Origin of the sequence: uncultured Mucilaginibacter sp. (genome assembly GCF_937859865.1) — a bacterium.
In the GTDB taxonomy this organism is placed as follows: domain Bacteria; phylum Bacteroidota; class Bacteroidia; order Sphingobacteriales; family Sphingobacteriaceae; genus Mucilaginibacter_A.
Map to the genome: position 1 here is coordinate 1 of NZ_CALMAT010000082.1, position 14,755 is coordinate 14,755.

The 14,755-nt window shown below is 41.5% G+C and carries 13 protein-coding genes and 2 pseudogenes (1 of these 15 cut by a window edge); 7 read left to right on the forward strand and 8 right to left on the reverse strand.

Going from position 1 to position 14,755, the window contains the following annotated elements:
- The 3 genes from Q0192_RS08555 to Q0192_RS08565 form a co-directional block, all read left to right on the forward strand.
- Positions 1 to 891: Mrp/NBP35 family ATP-binding protein (locus Q0192_RS08555; RefSeq protein WP_299288936.1), on the forward strand; the 891-nt coding region annotated here is incomplete at its 5' end.
- A 35-nt stretch (positions 892 to 926) separates the two neighbouring features.
- A complete protein-coding gene (locus Q0192_RS08560; RefSeq protein ID WP_299288939.1) occupies positions 927 to 1,205 on the forward strand; it encodes a NifU family protein in 279 nt (92 codons plus the stop codon).
- 130 nt (positions 1,206 to 1,335) lie between these two features.
- A complete protein-coding gene (locus tag Q0192_RS08565) occupies positions 1,336 to 1,977 on the forward strand; it encodes a hypothetical protein (protein WP_299288941.1) in 642 nt (213 codons plus the stop codon).
- On the opposite strand, the gene def is transcribed toward Q0192_RS08565, so the two are convergent.
- A complete protein-coding gene (gene def / locus Q0192_RS08570) occupies positions 1,974 to 2,543 on the reverse strand; it encodes a peptide deformylase (RefSeq protein ID WP_299288944.1) in 570 nt (189 codons plus the stop codon). The two genes, Q0192_RS08565 and def, sit on opposite strands and share 4 nt — an antisense overlap.
- A gap of 18 nt (positions 2,544 to 2,561) precedes the next feature.
- Entirely contained in the window at positions 2,562 to 3,791 is a 1,230-nt protein-coding gene (locus Q0192_RS08575; protein WP_299289034.1) for a pitrilysin family protein, read from the reverse strand.
- Between the two features lie 93 nt (positions 3,792 to 3,884).
- Here Q0192_RS08575 and hpt point away from each other — a divergent pair, with 93 nt between their 5' ends.
- Positions 3,885 to 4,433: a hypoxanthine phosphoribosyltransferase gene (gene hpt, locus Q0192_RS08580; protein WP_299288948.1), complete on the forward strand. Its 549-nt coding sequence runs from the start codon at positions 3,885 to 3,887 to the stop codon at positions 4,431 to 4,433.
- Positions 4,434 to 4,494: 61 nt separating this feature from the next.
- On the opposite strand, the gene Q0192_RS08585 is transcribed toward hpt, so the two are convergent.
- Positions 4,495 to 4,716, reverse strand: coding sequence for a hypothetical protein (locus Q0192_RS08585; protein WP_299288952.1), 222 nt, complete (start codon positions 4,714 to 4,716; stop codon positions 4,495 to 4,497).
- Positions 4,717 to 4,779: 63 nt separating this feature from the next.
- Positions 4,780 to 8,136 carry a transcription-repair coupling factor gene (mfd, locus tag Q0192_RS08590; RefSeq protein ID WP_299288955.1) on the reverse strand — a complete coding sequence of 1,119 codons (3,357 nt, stop codon included), beginning with the start codon at positions 8,134 to 8,136 and terminating at the stop codon, positions 4,780 to 4,782.
- 142 nt (positions 8,137 to 8,278) lie between these two features.
- On the opposite strand from mfd, the gene Q0192_RS08595 reads away from it, so the two are divergent.
- From Q0192_RS08595 to Q0192_RS08605, 3 genes are read left to right on the forward strand one after another with little or no spacing between them, the layout of a single operon-like run.
- The gene (locus Q0192_RS08595) at positions 8,279 to 8,701 is read left to right on the forward strand and encodes a DUF4199 domain-containing protein (protein WP_299288958.1); all 423 of its coding nucleotides are present in this window, start codon (positions 8,279 to 8,281) and stop codon (positions 8,699 to 8,701) included.
- A gap of 57 nt (positions 8,702 to 8,758) precedes the next feature.
- Positions 8,759 to 9,856 carry a Nif3-like dinuclear metal center hexameric protein gene (locus tag Q0192_RS08600; protein ID WP_299288960.1) on the forward strand — a complete coding sequence of 366 codons (1,098 nt, stop codon included), beginning with the start codon at positions 8,759 to 8,761 and terminating at the stop codon, positions 9,854 to 9,856.
- Positions 9,856 to 10,611: a C4-type zinc ribbon domain-containing protein gene (locus Q0192_RS08605; RefSeq protein ID WP_299288963.1), complete on the forward strand. Its 756-nt coding sequence runs from the start codon at positions 9,856 to 9,858 to the stop codon at positions 10,609 to 10,611. The genes Q0192_RS08600 and Q0192_RS08605 overlap by 1 nt, the downstream gene beginning before the upstream one ends.
- A 76-nt stretch (positions 10,612 to 10,687) precedes the next feature.
- Here the strand turns inward: Q0192_RS08605 and Q0192_RS08610 are convergent, their stop codons facing one another.
- The 4 genes and pseudogenes from Q0192_RS08610 to ftsH all read right to left on the reverse strand — a co-directional run.
- Positions 10,688 to 11,767, reverse strand: coding sequence for a ketoacyl-ACP synthase III (locus Q0192_RS08610; RefSeq protein WP_299288966.1), 1,080 nt, complete (start codon positions 11,765 to 11,767; stop codon positions 10,688 to 10,690).
- 70 nt (positions 11,768 to 11,837) lie between these two features.
- Positions 11,838 to 12,908, reverse strand: a pseudogene (locus tag Q0192_RS08615) (PA0069 family radical SAM protein); the annotation flags it as partial.
- Positions 12,909 to 13,146: 238 nt separating this feature from the next.
- On the reverse strand, positions 13,147 to 13,794 hold the full coding sequence (locus Q0192_RS08620) for a lactate utilization protein (protein WP_299288969.1): 648 nt from the start codon (positions 13,792 to 13,794) through the stop codon (positions 13,147 to 13,149).
- 57 nt (positions 13,795 to 13,851) lie between these two features.
- Positions 13,852 to 14,755, reverse strand: a pseudogene (gene ftsH / locus Q0192_RS08625) (ATP-dependent zinc metalloprotease FtsH) (it continues 1,205 nt past the right edge of the window).

The following is a 14,755-nucleotide window of genomic DNA, read 5'->3' on the forward strand; positions in this document are numbered from 1 at the left end:
ATTTTGCATTTTGTAAGTAAAGAGGCGGATTTGCATATCAACATGACTTCCCGCGTAACCACACCGAAAAATGTTGGCGTTCCGGGCGTAAAAAATATTATCGCCGTTGCATCCGGTAAAGGCGGCGTTGGTAAATCAACCGTTGCAGTAAACCTGGCGCTTGGCTTGGCAAAAACAGGTGCAAAAGTTGGTTTGATTGATGCGGACATTTACGGCCCTTCGATCCCGATTATGTTTGGTTTGGAAGGTGCGCGGCCAAGATCATCCGAAGTAAACGGCAAAAGCCGGATAGAACCGATCGAAAAATATGGGATAAAACTGCTTTCTATTGGTTTCTTTACCGATCCAAACCAACCCGTTCCCTGGCGCGGGCCAATGGTTTCGACCGCTGTAAAACAGTTGTTTAATGATGCGGAATGGGGCGAGCTGGATTATTTAATCGTTGACCTTCCTCCCGGGACCGGCGACATCCACATCACTTTAACCCAAACTTTTCCGGTTGCCGGAGCCGTTATTGTAACCACGCCGCAAAACGTGGCTTTGGCCGATGCGAAGAAAGGGATTGGCATGTTTATGATGACGGCCATCAATGTTCCTTTGCTGGGCATCATCGAAAACATGGCTTATTTTACACCGGCCGAACTTCCTGAAAATAAATACTACATTTTTGGACAAGGCGGCGGACAAAAACTGGCTGCCGAACTGAACATTCCGTTTTTGGGCGAAATTCCGTTGGTAAAAAGTATCAGCGATTCTGGCGATGCCGGCGAACCGATAATTTTGCAGGAAAACAACCCGATGGCTACCGCTTTTTTTGATATGGCCGAACGTGTGGCACAGCAGGTTGCCATCCGAAACGCGCAAACAACAGAAACAGTTGGAGTGAGATAAAATGTTTAAATTTACCCGATAAAAGAAGCATCAAGATGAACCTTTCAGAACAGGTTGAAGAAGCATTAAACACGATCAGGCCGTATTTGGAAACTGATGGCGGTAATGTTTCGGTAGAAGAGATTACGGCAAATGATATTGTGCGCCTGCGTTTGCTGGGTGCCTGCGGTTCTTGCCCGATGAGCATCATGACGATGAAAGCCGGGATTGAACAGGCCATTATGCGTGCCGTTCCGCAAATAAAAGGCGTAGAAGCTGTAAACCTGACCGATATTGACGACCCGCACGCCGTTCTGCCGCAAAACCTGCAATAAAAATTGTTGTTAACGATTGTTAAATAACGTTTTACATCAACTTCCGTAAAATAATTATTACTTCTTTTGTGCCTGTTTTTTTATATCGGTTTAATACTTTAATTTTAAACTTCACAACTTTTTATAATTGATGAAGAAGCTGCTTTTGGCTTTAGGTTTGTTGATTTCCTTTTCTGCTTTTGCGCAAAAAGCAGAGCGGTCTTTAGTGCAGTTTTCCGGGATCATCATCAACGCAGACAGCAATACGGTTGTGCCTTACACCAACCTGACCAACCTTTCTTACAAAAACCAAGTGGTTTCTTCTAATTACGAAGGCTATTTTTCGTTTGTGGCGCACGAGAAAGACAGCATCCGTGTTTCTTCGGTTGGTTATCTCAGCCAAATTATTGTCATTCCCGAGAATATCCAGAATAAAAGTTTTGTGTTGAAAATCAAACTGAAAGCGGAAGCGATCAACCTGCCGATGGTGCGTGTTTTCCCTTGGGCAAGTACGGATGAATTTAAGCGAGATTTTTTAGCCAAAAAATTTGCTGATGATGATTTGGCTTTAGCCGAAAAAAACTTAAACCACGGTTCTGTTATTGCGATGGCGCGTACTTTGCCACACGACGGGCAAACGAACCAAATTATGAACTTGCAGTCCATGCACGATAATTTGGTTCATACAGGTTCCGGGCCAACCAATCCTTTGTTAAACCCGATTGCCTGGGGAAGTTTGATCCGCTCGATCATCCGTGGCGATAAAAGCCGGCAAAGCGACAACAGCAATTAACGGCCTTTTTTTACCGCCGGAAATTTCATTTTGTATTCAGCTTTTACAATCCCTTTCGAAATATCGTTCAGCTTTTTCTGGATCAGCCTTTTACGCAACGGGCTTAAATGGTCGGTAAACAACTTGCCGTCGGTGTGGTCGTATTCATGTTGAATTACCCGCGCCGCCAATCCTTTAAAAGATTCTTCGTGCTGCACAAAGTTTTCATCCAGATAAGAAATCCGGATATTGCTGCAACGGTAAATATCTTCCCGGATATCCGGAATACTTAAACAACCTTCGTTAAACGGCCATTTCTCGCCGGTTTCATCAATCATGTGCGCGTTGATAAAAACCTTTTTAAAGTCCTTCAAATCCGGTTCGTCATCATTAAAGGGTGTGGCATCAATGATAAACAAACGGATAGAATGCCCAACCTGCGGTGCCGCCAAACCAACACCGCGGGCAGCATACATGGTTTCAAACATGTCAGCGATCAGCTCTTTCAGGTTCGGAAAATCCGGTTTAATATCTACAGAAACACGTTTCAAAATTGGGTCGCCGTATGCTACAATTGGTAATTTCATTAAGGCAAAAATAAGGGTTTAATCTTCCGGCTCAAATAATAAAGTTAGCATTCGGACAGGATCAAAAACCTCGTTACTAACGGCCAGCAAATTGTCGGCAGTAACGGCATTAATTTTGGCGAAAACCTCTTCCAGTGTATCAATTCTTCCAAAATCCATCAGGCTTTTTGCCATGGATAAAATCAATCCCAAACGGTTTTCTTCGGCCAAAGCAATTTGTCCGATAAACTTTTGTTTGGCTTGTTGCAATTGCAACGTGCTTAGTTTTTTATCGCGCAGTTTCTGTAGTTCTTTTTGAACCAAACGCATCGCTTTTGACGCTTTTTCGGTATCGGTGCCAAAGTAAATCGAAAACAAACCCGTATCGGTTAAAGGCGAATAATTGGATTCGATGGTGTAAGCAATGCCATGTTTTTCGCGGATTTCGAGGTTCAAACGCGAACTCATGCCGTTGCCGCCCAAAATATTGTTCAGTAAAAGAAGCACCGCTTTTCTGTCATCATATGAAGCATAAGCAGTTGTGCCCAAAACACAATGCGTTTGCGAGATTGCCTTCTCAATCCGAACCAATTCTTTTGCTGACGCAATTGGCTTTACCCGTTTTTTGGGCTGGTTATTTTCCGGCACTTGTCCGAAATAACGTTCGGCCAACTTAATAACTTTAGCAAAATCGTATTGGCCGGTTACCGCAAAAACAGCCTGGTGCGTGTTGTAATTTTGTGCGATAAAAGAAGCAATATCGGCACGCGTTAAAGCACTGACAGATTCTGCAGTGCCCAAAATGTTGCGGCCAAGCGCATGGTTTTTAAACAGCAGGTCTTCAAAATCATCCTGAATGGCTTCTTCCGGCTGGTCCTGGTACGAAGCAATTTCATCCAGGATCACGCCTTTCTCTTTCTCCAGATCTTCCTGCGGGAAAGTGGAATGAAAGAAAATATCTTCCATCAAATCCATCGCCCGTTCTAAATATTCTTTCAAAAACGAAGCATGGATGCAAGTATATTCTTTGGTGGTGTAAGCGTTTAAATCGGCACCAACCACTTCCAAATAGTTTAAAATCTGGTTGGTATTCCGTTTTTCGGTGGCTTTAAAAAGTAAATGTTCTATAAAATGTGCCAATCCGTCTTTGCCTTTTTCTTCATCGCGCGAGCCGGCGTTGACCATTAAACAGCAATGCGAAATGGTAGAATCAGTTGGGTAATATAAAATCCGGATGCCGTTGGGCAACTGGTGCGTGTGGTAAATCATCATAAACAGCAACAAAGATAAGCATTAACTGAACGATGGATTTGAAGAAAGCCGGGCGGATGGTTAATTTAGGGCGATAAAAACAGCATCAACATGAAACCGGAAACTGTAACCATTGAAGATAAAACGTTTAAAATCATGATTGATGCAGAAACGATTCGGCAACGGATTGTGGAATTAGGCGCACAACTAAACGCAGAATATCAAGGCAAAAAACCAATTTTGCTGGGCATTTTGAATGGCTGTTTTTTATTTATGGCCGATTTGGTAAAACAAATTGATATTCCTTGTGAAATTGCTTTCATGAAAGTTTCCTCTTATCACGGCGGCATGGAAAGCAAGCGGTCAGTTACCGAAGATTATGATTTGAAAATGGATATTGGCAACCGCCACCTAATTATCGTGGAAGATATTATAGATACCGGCCACACGATGCATTTTATTGTGAATAAGTTAAAAGCACGAAACCCGGCTTCGGTTAGTATTTGTACATTGCTGTATAAACCGGATGCAATGGAACACGAGATTGAGGAAATGGAACACGTTGCTTTTGAGATCGAAAATAAATTTGTGATAGGTTATGGTTTGGATTACAAGGGTTTTGGCAGGAATTTGAATGCGGTTTATCAGTTGGTGCAGTAAAAATTAATAATCAACCCAATACTTCTTTTACCAACCTTTTTTAAGCGCCAACCGGTTCTTTTTATTCATCAATTAAATCTTTAAACAAAGATTCGTTTGTATGGAAATTGCCGTTTAAATACTCTTTCCGCGCTTCTGCTATGTTTGCTTTTTGCTGATCGTTGGTGATTAAAACCTGTTTCGTGCCGTACACATTTTGTAACAACAGATGAATCTCAGCCAACAGATTTTCATCTTGGATATGTTGTATTTCCTGAATAATTTTTTCTTTGACAGTTATCATAATCCAAGTCGTATTTAGAAGAATTAAAAGTAAACATTTCCATGCTTCTTTTACCACCCTTTTTTAGGCATTAACCGTTTCCCCTGCCATTTCTTCCAAAATTTCTACCGCCTGATCAATTGTTCTAATGCCTTCAAAACTGATGCGCAAACTGTTTTTTACTTCTTTTAAATTACATCTTCGTGGATTATCCTGTACAAACTGTAAAATCCGGTGGAACGAACCACTTTCAAAATAAGGCGATTGCTGGTTGGCAATAAAATAGCCGCGTAGGATACTCTTTTTAAGCGATACTTTTTCAAAGCCAAGCGATTTGCCCAACCATTGCAATCTTACTGTATTCAACATGTCGAGAACCTGGCGCGGAACTGGGCCGAAACGGTCTTCCAATTGTTTTCCGAACGCCTGCAATTCGGTTTCGTTTTCTAACTTGGAAAGCTCGGTGTACAGGTTGTAGCGTTCGCCGATATTAGTTACATATTCATCCGGGATCATGATTTCCAAATCCGTATCAATCTGCGTAAAAGAAACAAACGGACGTGGTTTTTCATCCTGGAAAACGCCCTGAAACTCTTCGTCTTTCAGTTCCTGGATCGCTTCATCCAAAATTTTATGGTACATTTCGAACCCAATTTCGGCAATAAAACCGCTTTGTTCTGCGCCGAGTAAATTTCCGCTGCCGCGGATATCCAGATCGCGCATAGCCACGTTAAAACCGCTTCCTAAATCAGAAAATTCTTCAATCGCGCTTAACCGTTTCCGGGCTTCGGAAGTTAAGGTGGATAAAGGCGGACTCAGCAAATAACAAAAAGCTTTTTTATTGCTCCGGCCAACGCGGCCACGCATCTGGTGCAGATCGCTCAGCCCAAACATGTGCGCGTGGTTGATGATGATCGTGTTGGCATTCGGAATATCAAGTCCGGCTTCAATAATCGTAGTTGCAACCAGCACATCAAATTCGCCGTTTACAAACTTCAACATCACATCTTCCAGCGCATCGCCTTCCAATTGGCCGTGCGCAATACCAACGCTTGCTTTAGGCACCAATTTTTTAATCATACCGCCTAACTGCGCCAAATCCTGCACGCGGTTATGAATGAAAAATACTTGTCCGCCACGGTTTACTTCAAATTCAACCGCTTCTTTGATCAGCTTATCGTTAAAAACATGCAGTTCGGTTACAACCGGTTGCCGGTTTGGCGGAGGTGTGGAAATGATGGACAGATCGCGCGCGCCCATCAAAGAAAAATGCAAAGTACGCGGAATTGGTGTTGCTGTTAACGTCAGCGTATCCACGTTTACGCGCATTGTTTTCAGTTTTTCTTTGGTTGAAACACCAAACTTTTGTTCTTCATCAATGATCATCAAACCCAAATCTTTAAACTTTACGTCTTTGCTGACCAAACGGTGTGTGCCGATTAAAATATCCACTTTTCCATCCGCCACATTTTGCAGCGTATCTTTAATTTGTTTGGATGATTTAAAACGGTTTACATAATCAATATTGCAGGGAAATCCTTTTAAGCGATCAGAAAACGTTTTGTAATGCTGGGCTGCCAAAATGGTTGTCGGCACCAAAACCGCAACCTGTTTGCTATCCGCAACGGCTTTAAAAGCAGCACGAATAGCCACTTCGGTTTTGCCAAAACCAACATCGCCGCAAATCAAACGGTCCATTGGGTGCGGCGATTCCATATCGCGTTTCAAATCATTCGTTGCTTTTTCCTGGTCCGGCGTATCTTCATAGATAAAAGAAGCTTCCAGCTCGTTTTGCAAATAACTGTCCGGCGAAAAAGCTGTGCCATTTTGCGTTTTGCGCACGGCATAAAGCTTAATCAGATCGCGGGCAATGTCTTTAACTTTTTTTTTTGTGGTTTTTTTGAGGCGTTCCCAGGTATCAGTGCCTAATTTATTCATTTTAGGCATCGTGCCTTCTTTTCCGCTGAACTTGGAAATGCGGTTTAGGGAGTTGATGTTGACGTAAAGCAAGTCGTTATCGGCATAAATTAACCGGATCATTTCCTGCGATTTGCCGTTCACTTCCACTTTTTCCAAACCTGCGTATTTACCAATTCCGTGGTCAATATGCGTTACATAATCGCCCGGTTTCAGTTCGCGCAATTCTTTTAACGTGATGGCCTGCGATTTCTGGTAGCCTTTTTTAAGCTTGTATTTATAGTAACGGTCAAAAATCTGGTGGTCGGTGTAGCAGGCCAATTTCTGTTCGCGGTCCACAAAACCTTCACGGATAGAAACAGGAATCGGCGTAAATTTGGCCGTTTTGTCCAGATCATCAAAAATGGCGTACAAACGTTCAATCTGCTTCGTCGAATCCGTTAAAATCAAATTCTCAATCTTCTCCGCATCATTATTTTTGATGTTGTGGATCAGCAGATTAAAATCTTTATTAAAAGAAGGCTGCGGGCGGATGTCAAAAGTGATGGTTTGATCGGCCTGATAAAAAAACTGTTTGCCAAACTCTACAATGCGGAAATCTCGCAGTTGGTCGGACAGCATTTTCTCGTCTGTAAAATTGTACTTTGGGTCGATCCAATCGGGGTTCTGGTTTTTCTCGGCAACCGGCAACGCTTTCCATAATTCAACAGCTTTTTTGTAGCCGTCTTTAATTACGTCCAGCGTTAATTGCACGTCTTTTATCCAAACCGTCGTATCGGCATCCACATATTCCAGCAAAGAAATATTGCTTTCTGTCAGAAATTTGGATTGCACATTCGGCACAATCGTAATGCTTTTTACATGCTCAACCGAAAGCTGGCTTTCAATTTCAAACGTTCGGATGGATTCTACAAAATCGCCAAAAAACTCGATTCGGTAAGGCAAATCATGAGAGAAAGAAAAAATATCAACAATGCCGCCGCGAATGGAAAACTGTCCCGGACTGTACACAAAATCAACGCGCTCAAAATCGTATTCAATCAAAAACTCGTTGATAAAATCCAAACTCAGCTTGTTTTGAACAGAAATTTCGAGTGTGTTTTTTTCGAGCGAAGCACGGTTGATCACCTTTTCGGCCAGCGCTTCCGGGTAAGTTACAATTAGGTTTCCATATTCAGCAACGTGGTTCAGTTCGTTTAAAACTTCGGCGCGAGCCAAAACATGGCTGCTGTCGGGTTGTGTAAAATCAAACCCTTTTCTAAACGATGATGGAAAATGCAGAATTTCTTTGTCCAGCAAATTCTCCAAATCGGCCTGAAAGTAACCGGCTTCTTCCTGATCGGGCAACACAAAAATGGTGTGTTTATGCTGCAAAAAATACAAAGCAATAGCCAGAAAGGCATCGCTTGAGCCAACTAAACCCCGAAGATGAATACGCGGGTTTTTGCCCGAATTTAGCGCATGGGCCAAATTTTTAACGCGGTTATCTTCTTTATATCGTTCTAAAATTTCATGGATATTCAAATCGTTGCAAATATACCAAATAGAAAATACGGCGAAAAGTGTTATTAAAAGTTAAATTTAAGCAAACAAATTTTAACGCATTTGATTGATACAAGCAGGCTGGTTTTGCCGATGCTTCTTTTATCCCATAAAAATTGATCTTATGAAAAATGCAATTATATTCGGTGTAGTTATTGGTGTTTTAAGTGGTGCCTGGATTTTGATGATGCATTTGCTTGGTTATACCACCTTAACGTCAACTTCGCCGGTAGAATATACTTCCGTATTGATCCCGATTATTGGTTTGTATTTTGGTGTAAAAAGATATCGTGATGTAGAAAAAAATGGTAATATTACTTTTTTTGAAGGCTTGCAGGAAGGCTTTAAAATTTTGTTTGCAGGGGGCGTTGTAGCTGTTGCCTTTGCTATTTTATACATCAGTTATGTTTCAAAAGGTTCGATCAGTGATTTTTCGGGAAAAATTTTCGCTGCGCTTTTGGTTGGTGTTATCAGCGCACTGGCTGTTTCTTTATTACTGATGACCGATTCTAAACGTGTTGATTCTACCCGAACGCAAAAACCGTAATTCAAATTTCCTCCATACTTCTTTTATCGGGCAAAAATTGTTGTTTAATTTCAGCTTATGAAACTGAACACATTAACGGCTTACTTGGAAAGTTTGGCGCCGCTAAATTACCAGGAAGATTACGATAATTCCGGTTTGCTAATTGGCCATGCCGATCAAGAAATCTCTCAGGCTTTAATTTCTTTGGATTGCACCGAAGCTGTTGTAGATGAAGCCATTGCACATAATTGCCAGTTGGTTATTTCTCATCATCCCATCATATTTAAAGGCTTAAAAAAGTTTAACGGCAAAACTTATGTTGAACGTGTGGTAGAAAAGGCCATTAAAAACAGTATTGCCATTTATGCCATTCATACTAATCTCGATCATGTTGCTGCAGGCGTTAATAAAAAGATCGCGGATAAATTAAGTTTAAAGAATTGCCAGATTTTATCTCCCAAAAAAAACCTGCTTAAAAAACTGGTAACTTTTGTTCCGATTGCACAAGCAGAAAAAGTACGCGAAGCTTTGTTTGAAGCAGGTTCAGGAAGTATTGGAAATTACAGCGAGTGCAGTTTTAACGTTAGCGGAACCGGAACGTATAAAGCCGGAAAAAATACCAATCCGTTTGCGGGTGAACAAGGAATTCAGCATCAGGAGGAGGAAGTGCGGATAGAAACCGTTTTTCCAATCAATTTGGAAAGTAAAGTTTTAACAGCACTTTTTCTGGCGCATCCTTATGAAGAAGTTGCTTATGATTTGTATCCGATTACGAACCAATATCAGGAAGTTGGCGCAGGATTGATTGGCGAACTGGAATCTCCGCAGGAAGAACTTCCATTTTTGCATCACGTAAAAACACAAATGAAAGCGGAAGTTGTTCGTCATACTTCTTTTACCGGCAAAAAAGTGGTGAAAGTTGCAGTTTGCGGCGGATCAGGAAGTTTTCTGCTGAAAGATGCCATTCGCGCCGGAGCAGATGTTTTTGTAACTGCTGATTTTAAATACCACGAATTTTTTGATGCGGAAGGAAAATTGGTGATTGCCGACATCGGACATTTTGAAACAGAGCAGTTTACACAAGAATTATTAGCTGAAATAATCAGCAAAAAATTTCCTACTTTTGCAATCCGTTTAACAAAAATTAATACAAACCCCGTCAAATATATATTTTAATGGAACAAACAGTAGAGCAAAAGCTAAAAGCTTTATACGAACTACAAACTATCCACACCAAAATCGACCGGATCAGACAGGTAAGAGGCGAGCTTCCGATGGAAGTGAACGACCTGGAAGATGAAGTTGCAGGTTTGGAAACCCGGATCCAAAAAATTAAAAACGATTTGGATGATTTGGAAGATGCTGTAGTTACCAGAAAAAACCTGATAAAAGAAGCACAAGCCAATACCAAAAGGTACGAAACCCAACTGAACGAGGTTAAAAACAACCGTGAGTACGATGCCATTTCAAAAGAAATTGAAATCCAAGGCTTAGATGTACAGGTAAGCGAGAAAAAAATTAAAGAGTTGGGTTACGAAATTGCTACCAAAACGCAGGTTTACGAAAAAGCTTTGGCTGACCTGGAAGACCGCCGCAAAGATTTTGAACTGAAAAAAGCAGAATTAGGAACGATTACCGGCGAAACCGAAAAAGAAGAAACCGAACTGACCGGCCAGGCAGAACAAGCGAAAAAAAACATTGAAGAACGTTTGCTGTTTGCCTACAATCGTTTAAGGGGCAACGCCAAAAATGGTTTGGCTGTTGTTACCATCGAGCGTGATGCCTGCTCCGGATGTTTTAACGAGATTCCGCCGCAGCGCCAGGCTGATATCCGTCAACGCAAAAAAATCATTGTTTGCGAACACTGCGGACGGATTTTGGTAGATGAACAAATGGTATTAGAAAACGGAGAGCCGCAGCAAGTAGCGTAAAAAATATTTTGTTTAAAACAAAAAGGCAACTGAAAAACAGTTGCCTTTTTTTATGGCATAAAAGAAGCATTGCTGCTTAATTTTGATAAACAACAGCATTGATATTCATACCGGCACCAACAGAAGCAAATAAAATTTTATCACCTTCATTAATGGTTTGGCCAGACATTTCGCCCTTTAAAATACAATCCAGCAAAGTAGGAATGGTTGCCACAGAACTGTTGCCATAATGTGCAATGTTCATCGGCATAATGCTTGGGTCAAACTCTTTTTCACCATAAAGCCCAAACACACGCTGCATAATCGCCGTATCCATTTTCCCGTTTGCCTGATGGATCAATACTTTTTTTATCGCATATAAATTGGTATCGGCTTTGTCAAGTGCCATTTTTATCACTTGCGGCACATGGATCAACGCGTATTCGTACAGTTTTCGCCCGTTCATTTTGATGTATAAATTAGGGTCAGAATTACTGTCAGTGGAGTAGGACTTGCCCATCGTTAACAAATTAGCGTAATCAACCGCATGTGATTGTGTTTTGTGCGCAATAATCCCTTTTTCGGTATCTGTTGCAGCTTCCAAAATCACCGCTCCAGCACCATCTGCATAAATCATGCTGTCGCGGTCGTGCGGGTCAATAATCCTCGAAAGTGTTTCGGCACCAATCACCAAACACCTTTTTGCATCACCGGATTTGATAAAATAGTTTGCCTGGATCATCCCTTCCACCCAGCCTGGACAGCCAAAAGGCAGATCATAAGCTACACAATCCGGGTTTTTTATCTGCAAAAGTTGTTTGACACGTGCAGCCAAAGTTGGCACCATATCAACACGGTTTGTTCCTTCGGCAACATCGCCAAAATTGTGGGCAACGATAATGTAATCAAGCGTTTCGGCATCAATACCAGAACTTTTTAGGGCATCTTTTGCGGCCAGAAAACCTAAATCAGATGTGTTTTGGTCTTCCCGTGCATAGCGGCGTTCTTCTATTTCGGTAATGTTTTTAAACTGTTCTAAAATAACCGGGTTGCTTTTGGCTACCGGCCGGCCATCTTTTTCAAAAAAGCGGTGGTTTATAAAATGGTTGCTGGTGATAATCTTATCGGGAACGTAGCTTCCGGTACCTGCAATTACCGAACGGATATTAGTCTGCATAATTTCTATACTGAATACTAAAATGGTATATAGTATAAAAATACGTTTAAAAATAGAATTTCAAAAACAATCAGAACAAATTTGTTTGCCGCCCGTGCCGGTTCACAAAATAGCCGAGGTTGTAATCCGGGATTTGCCTTCCCGTTAAATACTTTTTGCAAGCCAAAGCAAACATTTGCTGGATAGAAACAGCAATCTGGCCATCGCCGGTTTTTCGGGTTCCCCAACGCGAATCGTTCAGTTTTCCGCCGTGGCAGTTTTCAATTTGGTGCAGTACTTTTTCTGCCTGGCCTGGAAAAGCTTTGTAAATCCAATCGGTAAATATCGAAGCAATGGTGCCGTTTAAACGCACAATGGTATAGCGTGCATCAACAGCACCGCAATCGGCAGCAGCTTTAATAATATCCGTAATTTCATGGCTGTTTAAACCCGGAATAATAGGGGCAACCATCACCCGAACAGGTACGCCCGCTTCCGAAAGTTTTTTGATGACGTTTAACCTTCCCGCAGCGGTTACCGTGCGTGGTTCTAATTTCTGCCGAAGTTCTTCGGACAAAGAAGTGATGGAAATGTTGACATGAACAAGATCTAATTTTGCCAAAGCAGCAATTAAATCTATATCGCGCAAAATCAAATTATTTTTGGTGATGATGCTTACCGGATGCTTGTATTTTAAAAAGACCTCCAACAAAGCGCGCGTTATTTTCAGCTTTTTTTCGATGGGTTGATAGCAATCCGTATTGCCAGAAAGCACAATTACGGCCGGTTGATAATTTTTTTTGTTGAGGTAAGTTTCGAGCAATTGAGCTGCATTATGTTTTACAATGATTTTTCGTTCGAAATCCAAACCGGCACTAAAACCATAATATTCGTGCGAGTTGCGGGCGTAGCAATAAATGCAGCCGTGTTCGCAGCCCTGGTACGGGTTGATTGAGTGCATAAAAGACAAATCGGGACTGTTGGATTCGCTAACGATAGATTTCGGCGTTTCGTCAAAATACTGTGTTTTGCTGTTTTCGAGCATCGGTTCGTCCAAACCTTCTTCAAAATCGCGGACGTATTTGTTCTTTAAAAACTTGTTGTGCGTGTTTAACTGCGCGCCGCGGCCTTTAAAATATTCGCTGTTTTCCTGCTGATCCATTTAACAAAAATGCTAAAAAAAGTAGCAAAATCAACAATAAATACTACAAAAAAGTATGGGTAAAAGAAGTATTGATAAATTACCATGCTTCTTTTATCCCTATAAATTTGGACTGGTTATAGCTATTAACCATGAACAATTAACTATTTGCTGAGAATGCTTCTTTTATCCCTATAAATTTGGGCTGGTCATAAGCTATTAACCATTAGCCATTAACCATCTGCTATGAATGCTTCTTTTATGCCTGTAAATCATCTAACAAAAACACAAAAAGTTCTTTTGGCCCGTGTGCGCCTAATACCAGCGTTTTTTCGATGTCAGCGGTACGGCTTGGGCCGGTAATGGTTGTAATCATGGAAGGCACATTGTTTTTGTACTTGTCTTTCAACAGTTTAAAACCATCCTTCAAATCCAAAACCAATTGCGAAGTATAAGCCAAAACGATATGTTGATGCGGATAAATGCTCAGCCTTCTGCCTGCCGCGTTGCCGTTGGTTATCAAAATGCTGCCGTTTCGGGCGATTAAGGCATCGCATAAAGTCAAGCCAACTTCAGCTTGTTCAAAATCTTTATCGGTTTCAAAATACGGATAATCGTAGGTTTTTAAGATATTTTGCAGGTACTTTTCCCAGCAATAGATTTTGTGCCAGTTGCGTTGTTCGGCCAGGGTGAGCAGGTTTTCGATGAAGTCAATCTCGTCTTCACAAAAAATAAACTGACCGGAAACAGCCGTAAACTGTTCGGCAAACAACACTTCCAGCAAATCATCCTGCGGCGCATACAAAGGCAAATCTTCCAGTTGCGGGTACGGGTTGTCGCGTTTTTCCAGCAAAGCCTTTCGGATTTTCTTGAGCAGTTGTTCTTTTGGTGTTGTGCTGTCTTTCATAAGCAAAATAAAAGCCACTATGTGGTTACATAGTGGCTTAAAATTGACTAAAAGTTTTTAATCTTTTTTCGTTTTGGCATCGGTTTCTTCCGGGTTTCTTTCAAAAGTTCCGGAGTGGTCGCCAACACCTTCGTGCACTAAGTTTTGTGCAACGGGTTCTAAGTTTGATGACGGTTCTTCGCCGTTCACAAACTCATCATAAGTGGTACGGGTTTCAAAAGGGCGTTTGCCTAATATTTCCTCTAAATCAGACTGAAACAAAATTTCTTTTTCGAGCAACTTATTGGCCAGTCTGTCCAAACCTTCCCGTTTTTCGGTCAGTAGGTTTTTAGTACGCTGATAAACATTATTAATCAGACTACGAACTTCATTGTCAATCAGTTCTGATGTTTTTTCAGAATAAGGCTTGTTAAACTGGTATTCGCCTTGTGTATCGTTAAAAGACACATTTCCAACTTTATCATTCATGCCATAAATGCTTACCATCGCATAAGAAAGTTTGGTAATGCGCTCCAAATCGTTTTGCGCACCGGTTGATATTTTGTTAAAAACAATATCTTCAGCAACACGTCCGCCCATCGTCATACACAATCCGTCAAGCAATTGCTCAGTAGTATATAAAAACTGTTCTTTTGGCAGATATTGCGCATAACCCAAAGCAGCAACACCGCGCGGAACGATCGAAACTTTAACCAACGGATCAGCGTGTTCCAAAAACCAACCTGCAATGGCGTGGCCAGCTTCGTGGAAAGCAACGATGCGTTTTTCTTCAGGAGAAATAATTTTGTTTTTCTTTTCCAATCCGCCAATTACACGGTCAACGGCATCCTGGAAATCCTGCATATCAACTGCTTCTTTGTTTTTACGCGCAGCAATTAAAGCAGCTTCGTTACAAACGTTGGCAATTTCGGCGCCGGCAAAACCAGGGGTTTGGGCTGATAATTTTTTGGCATCAACATCC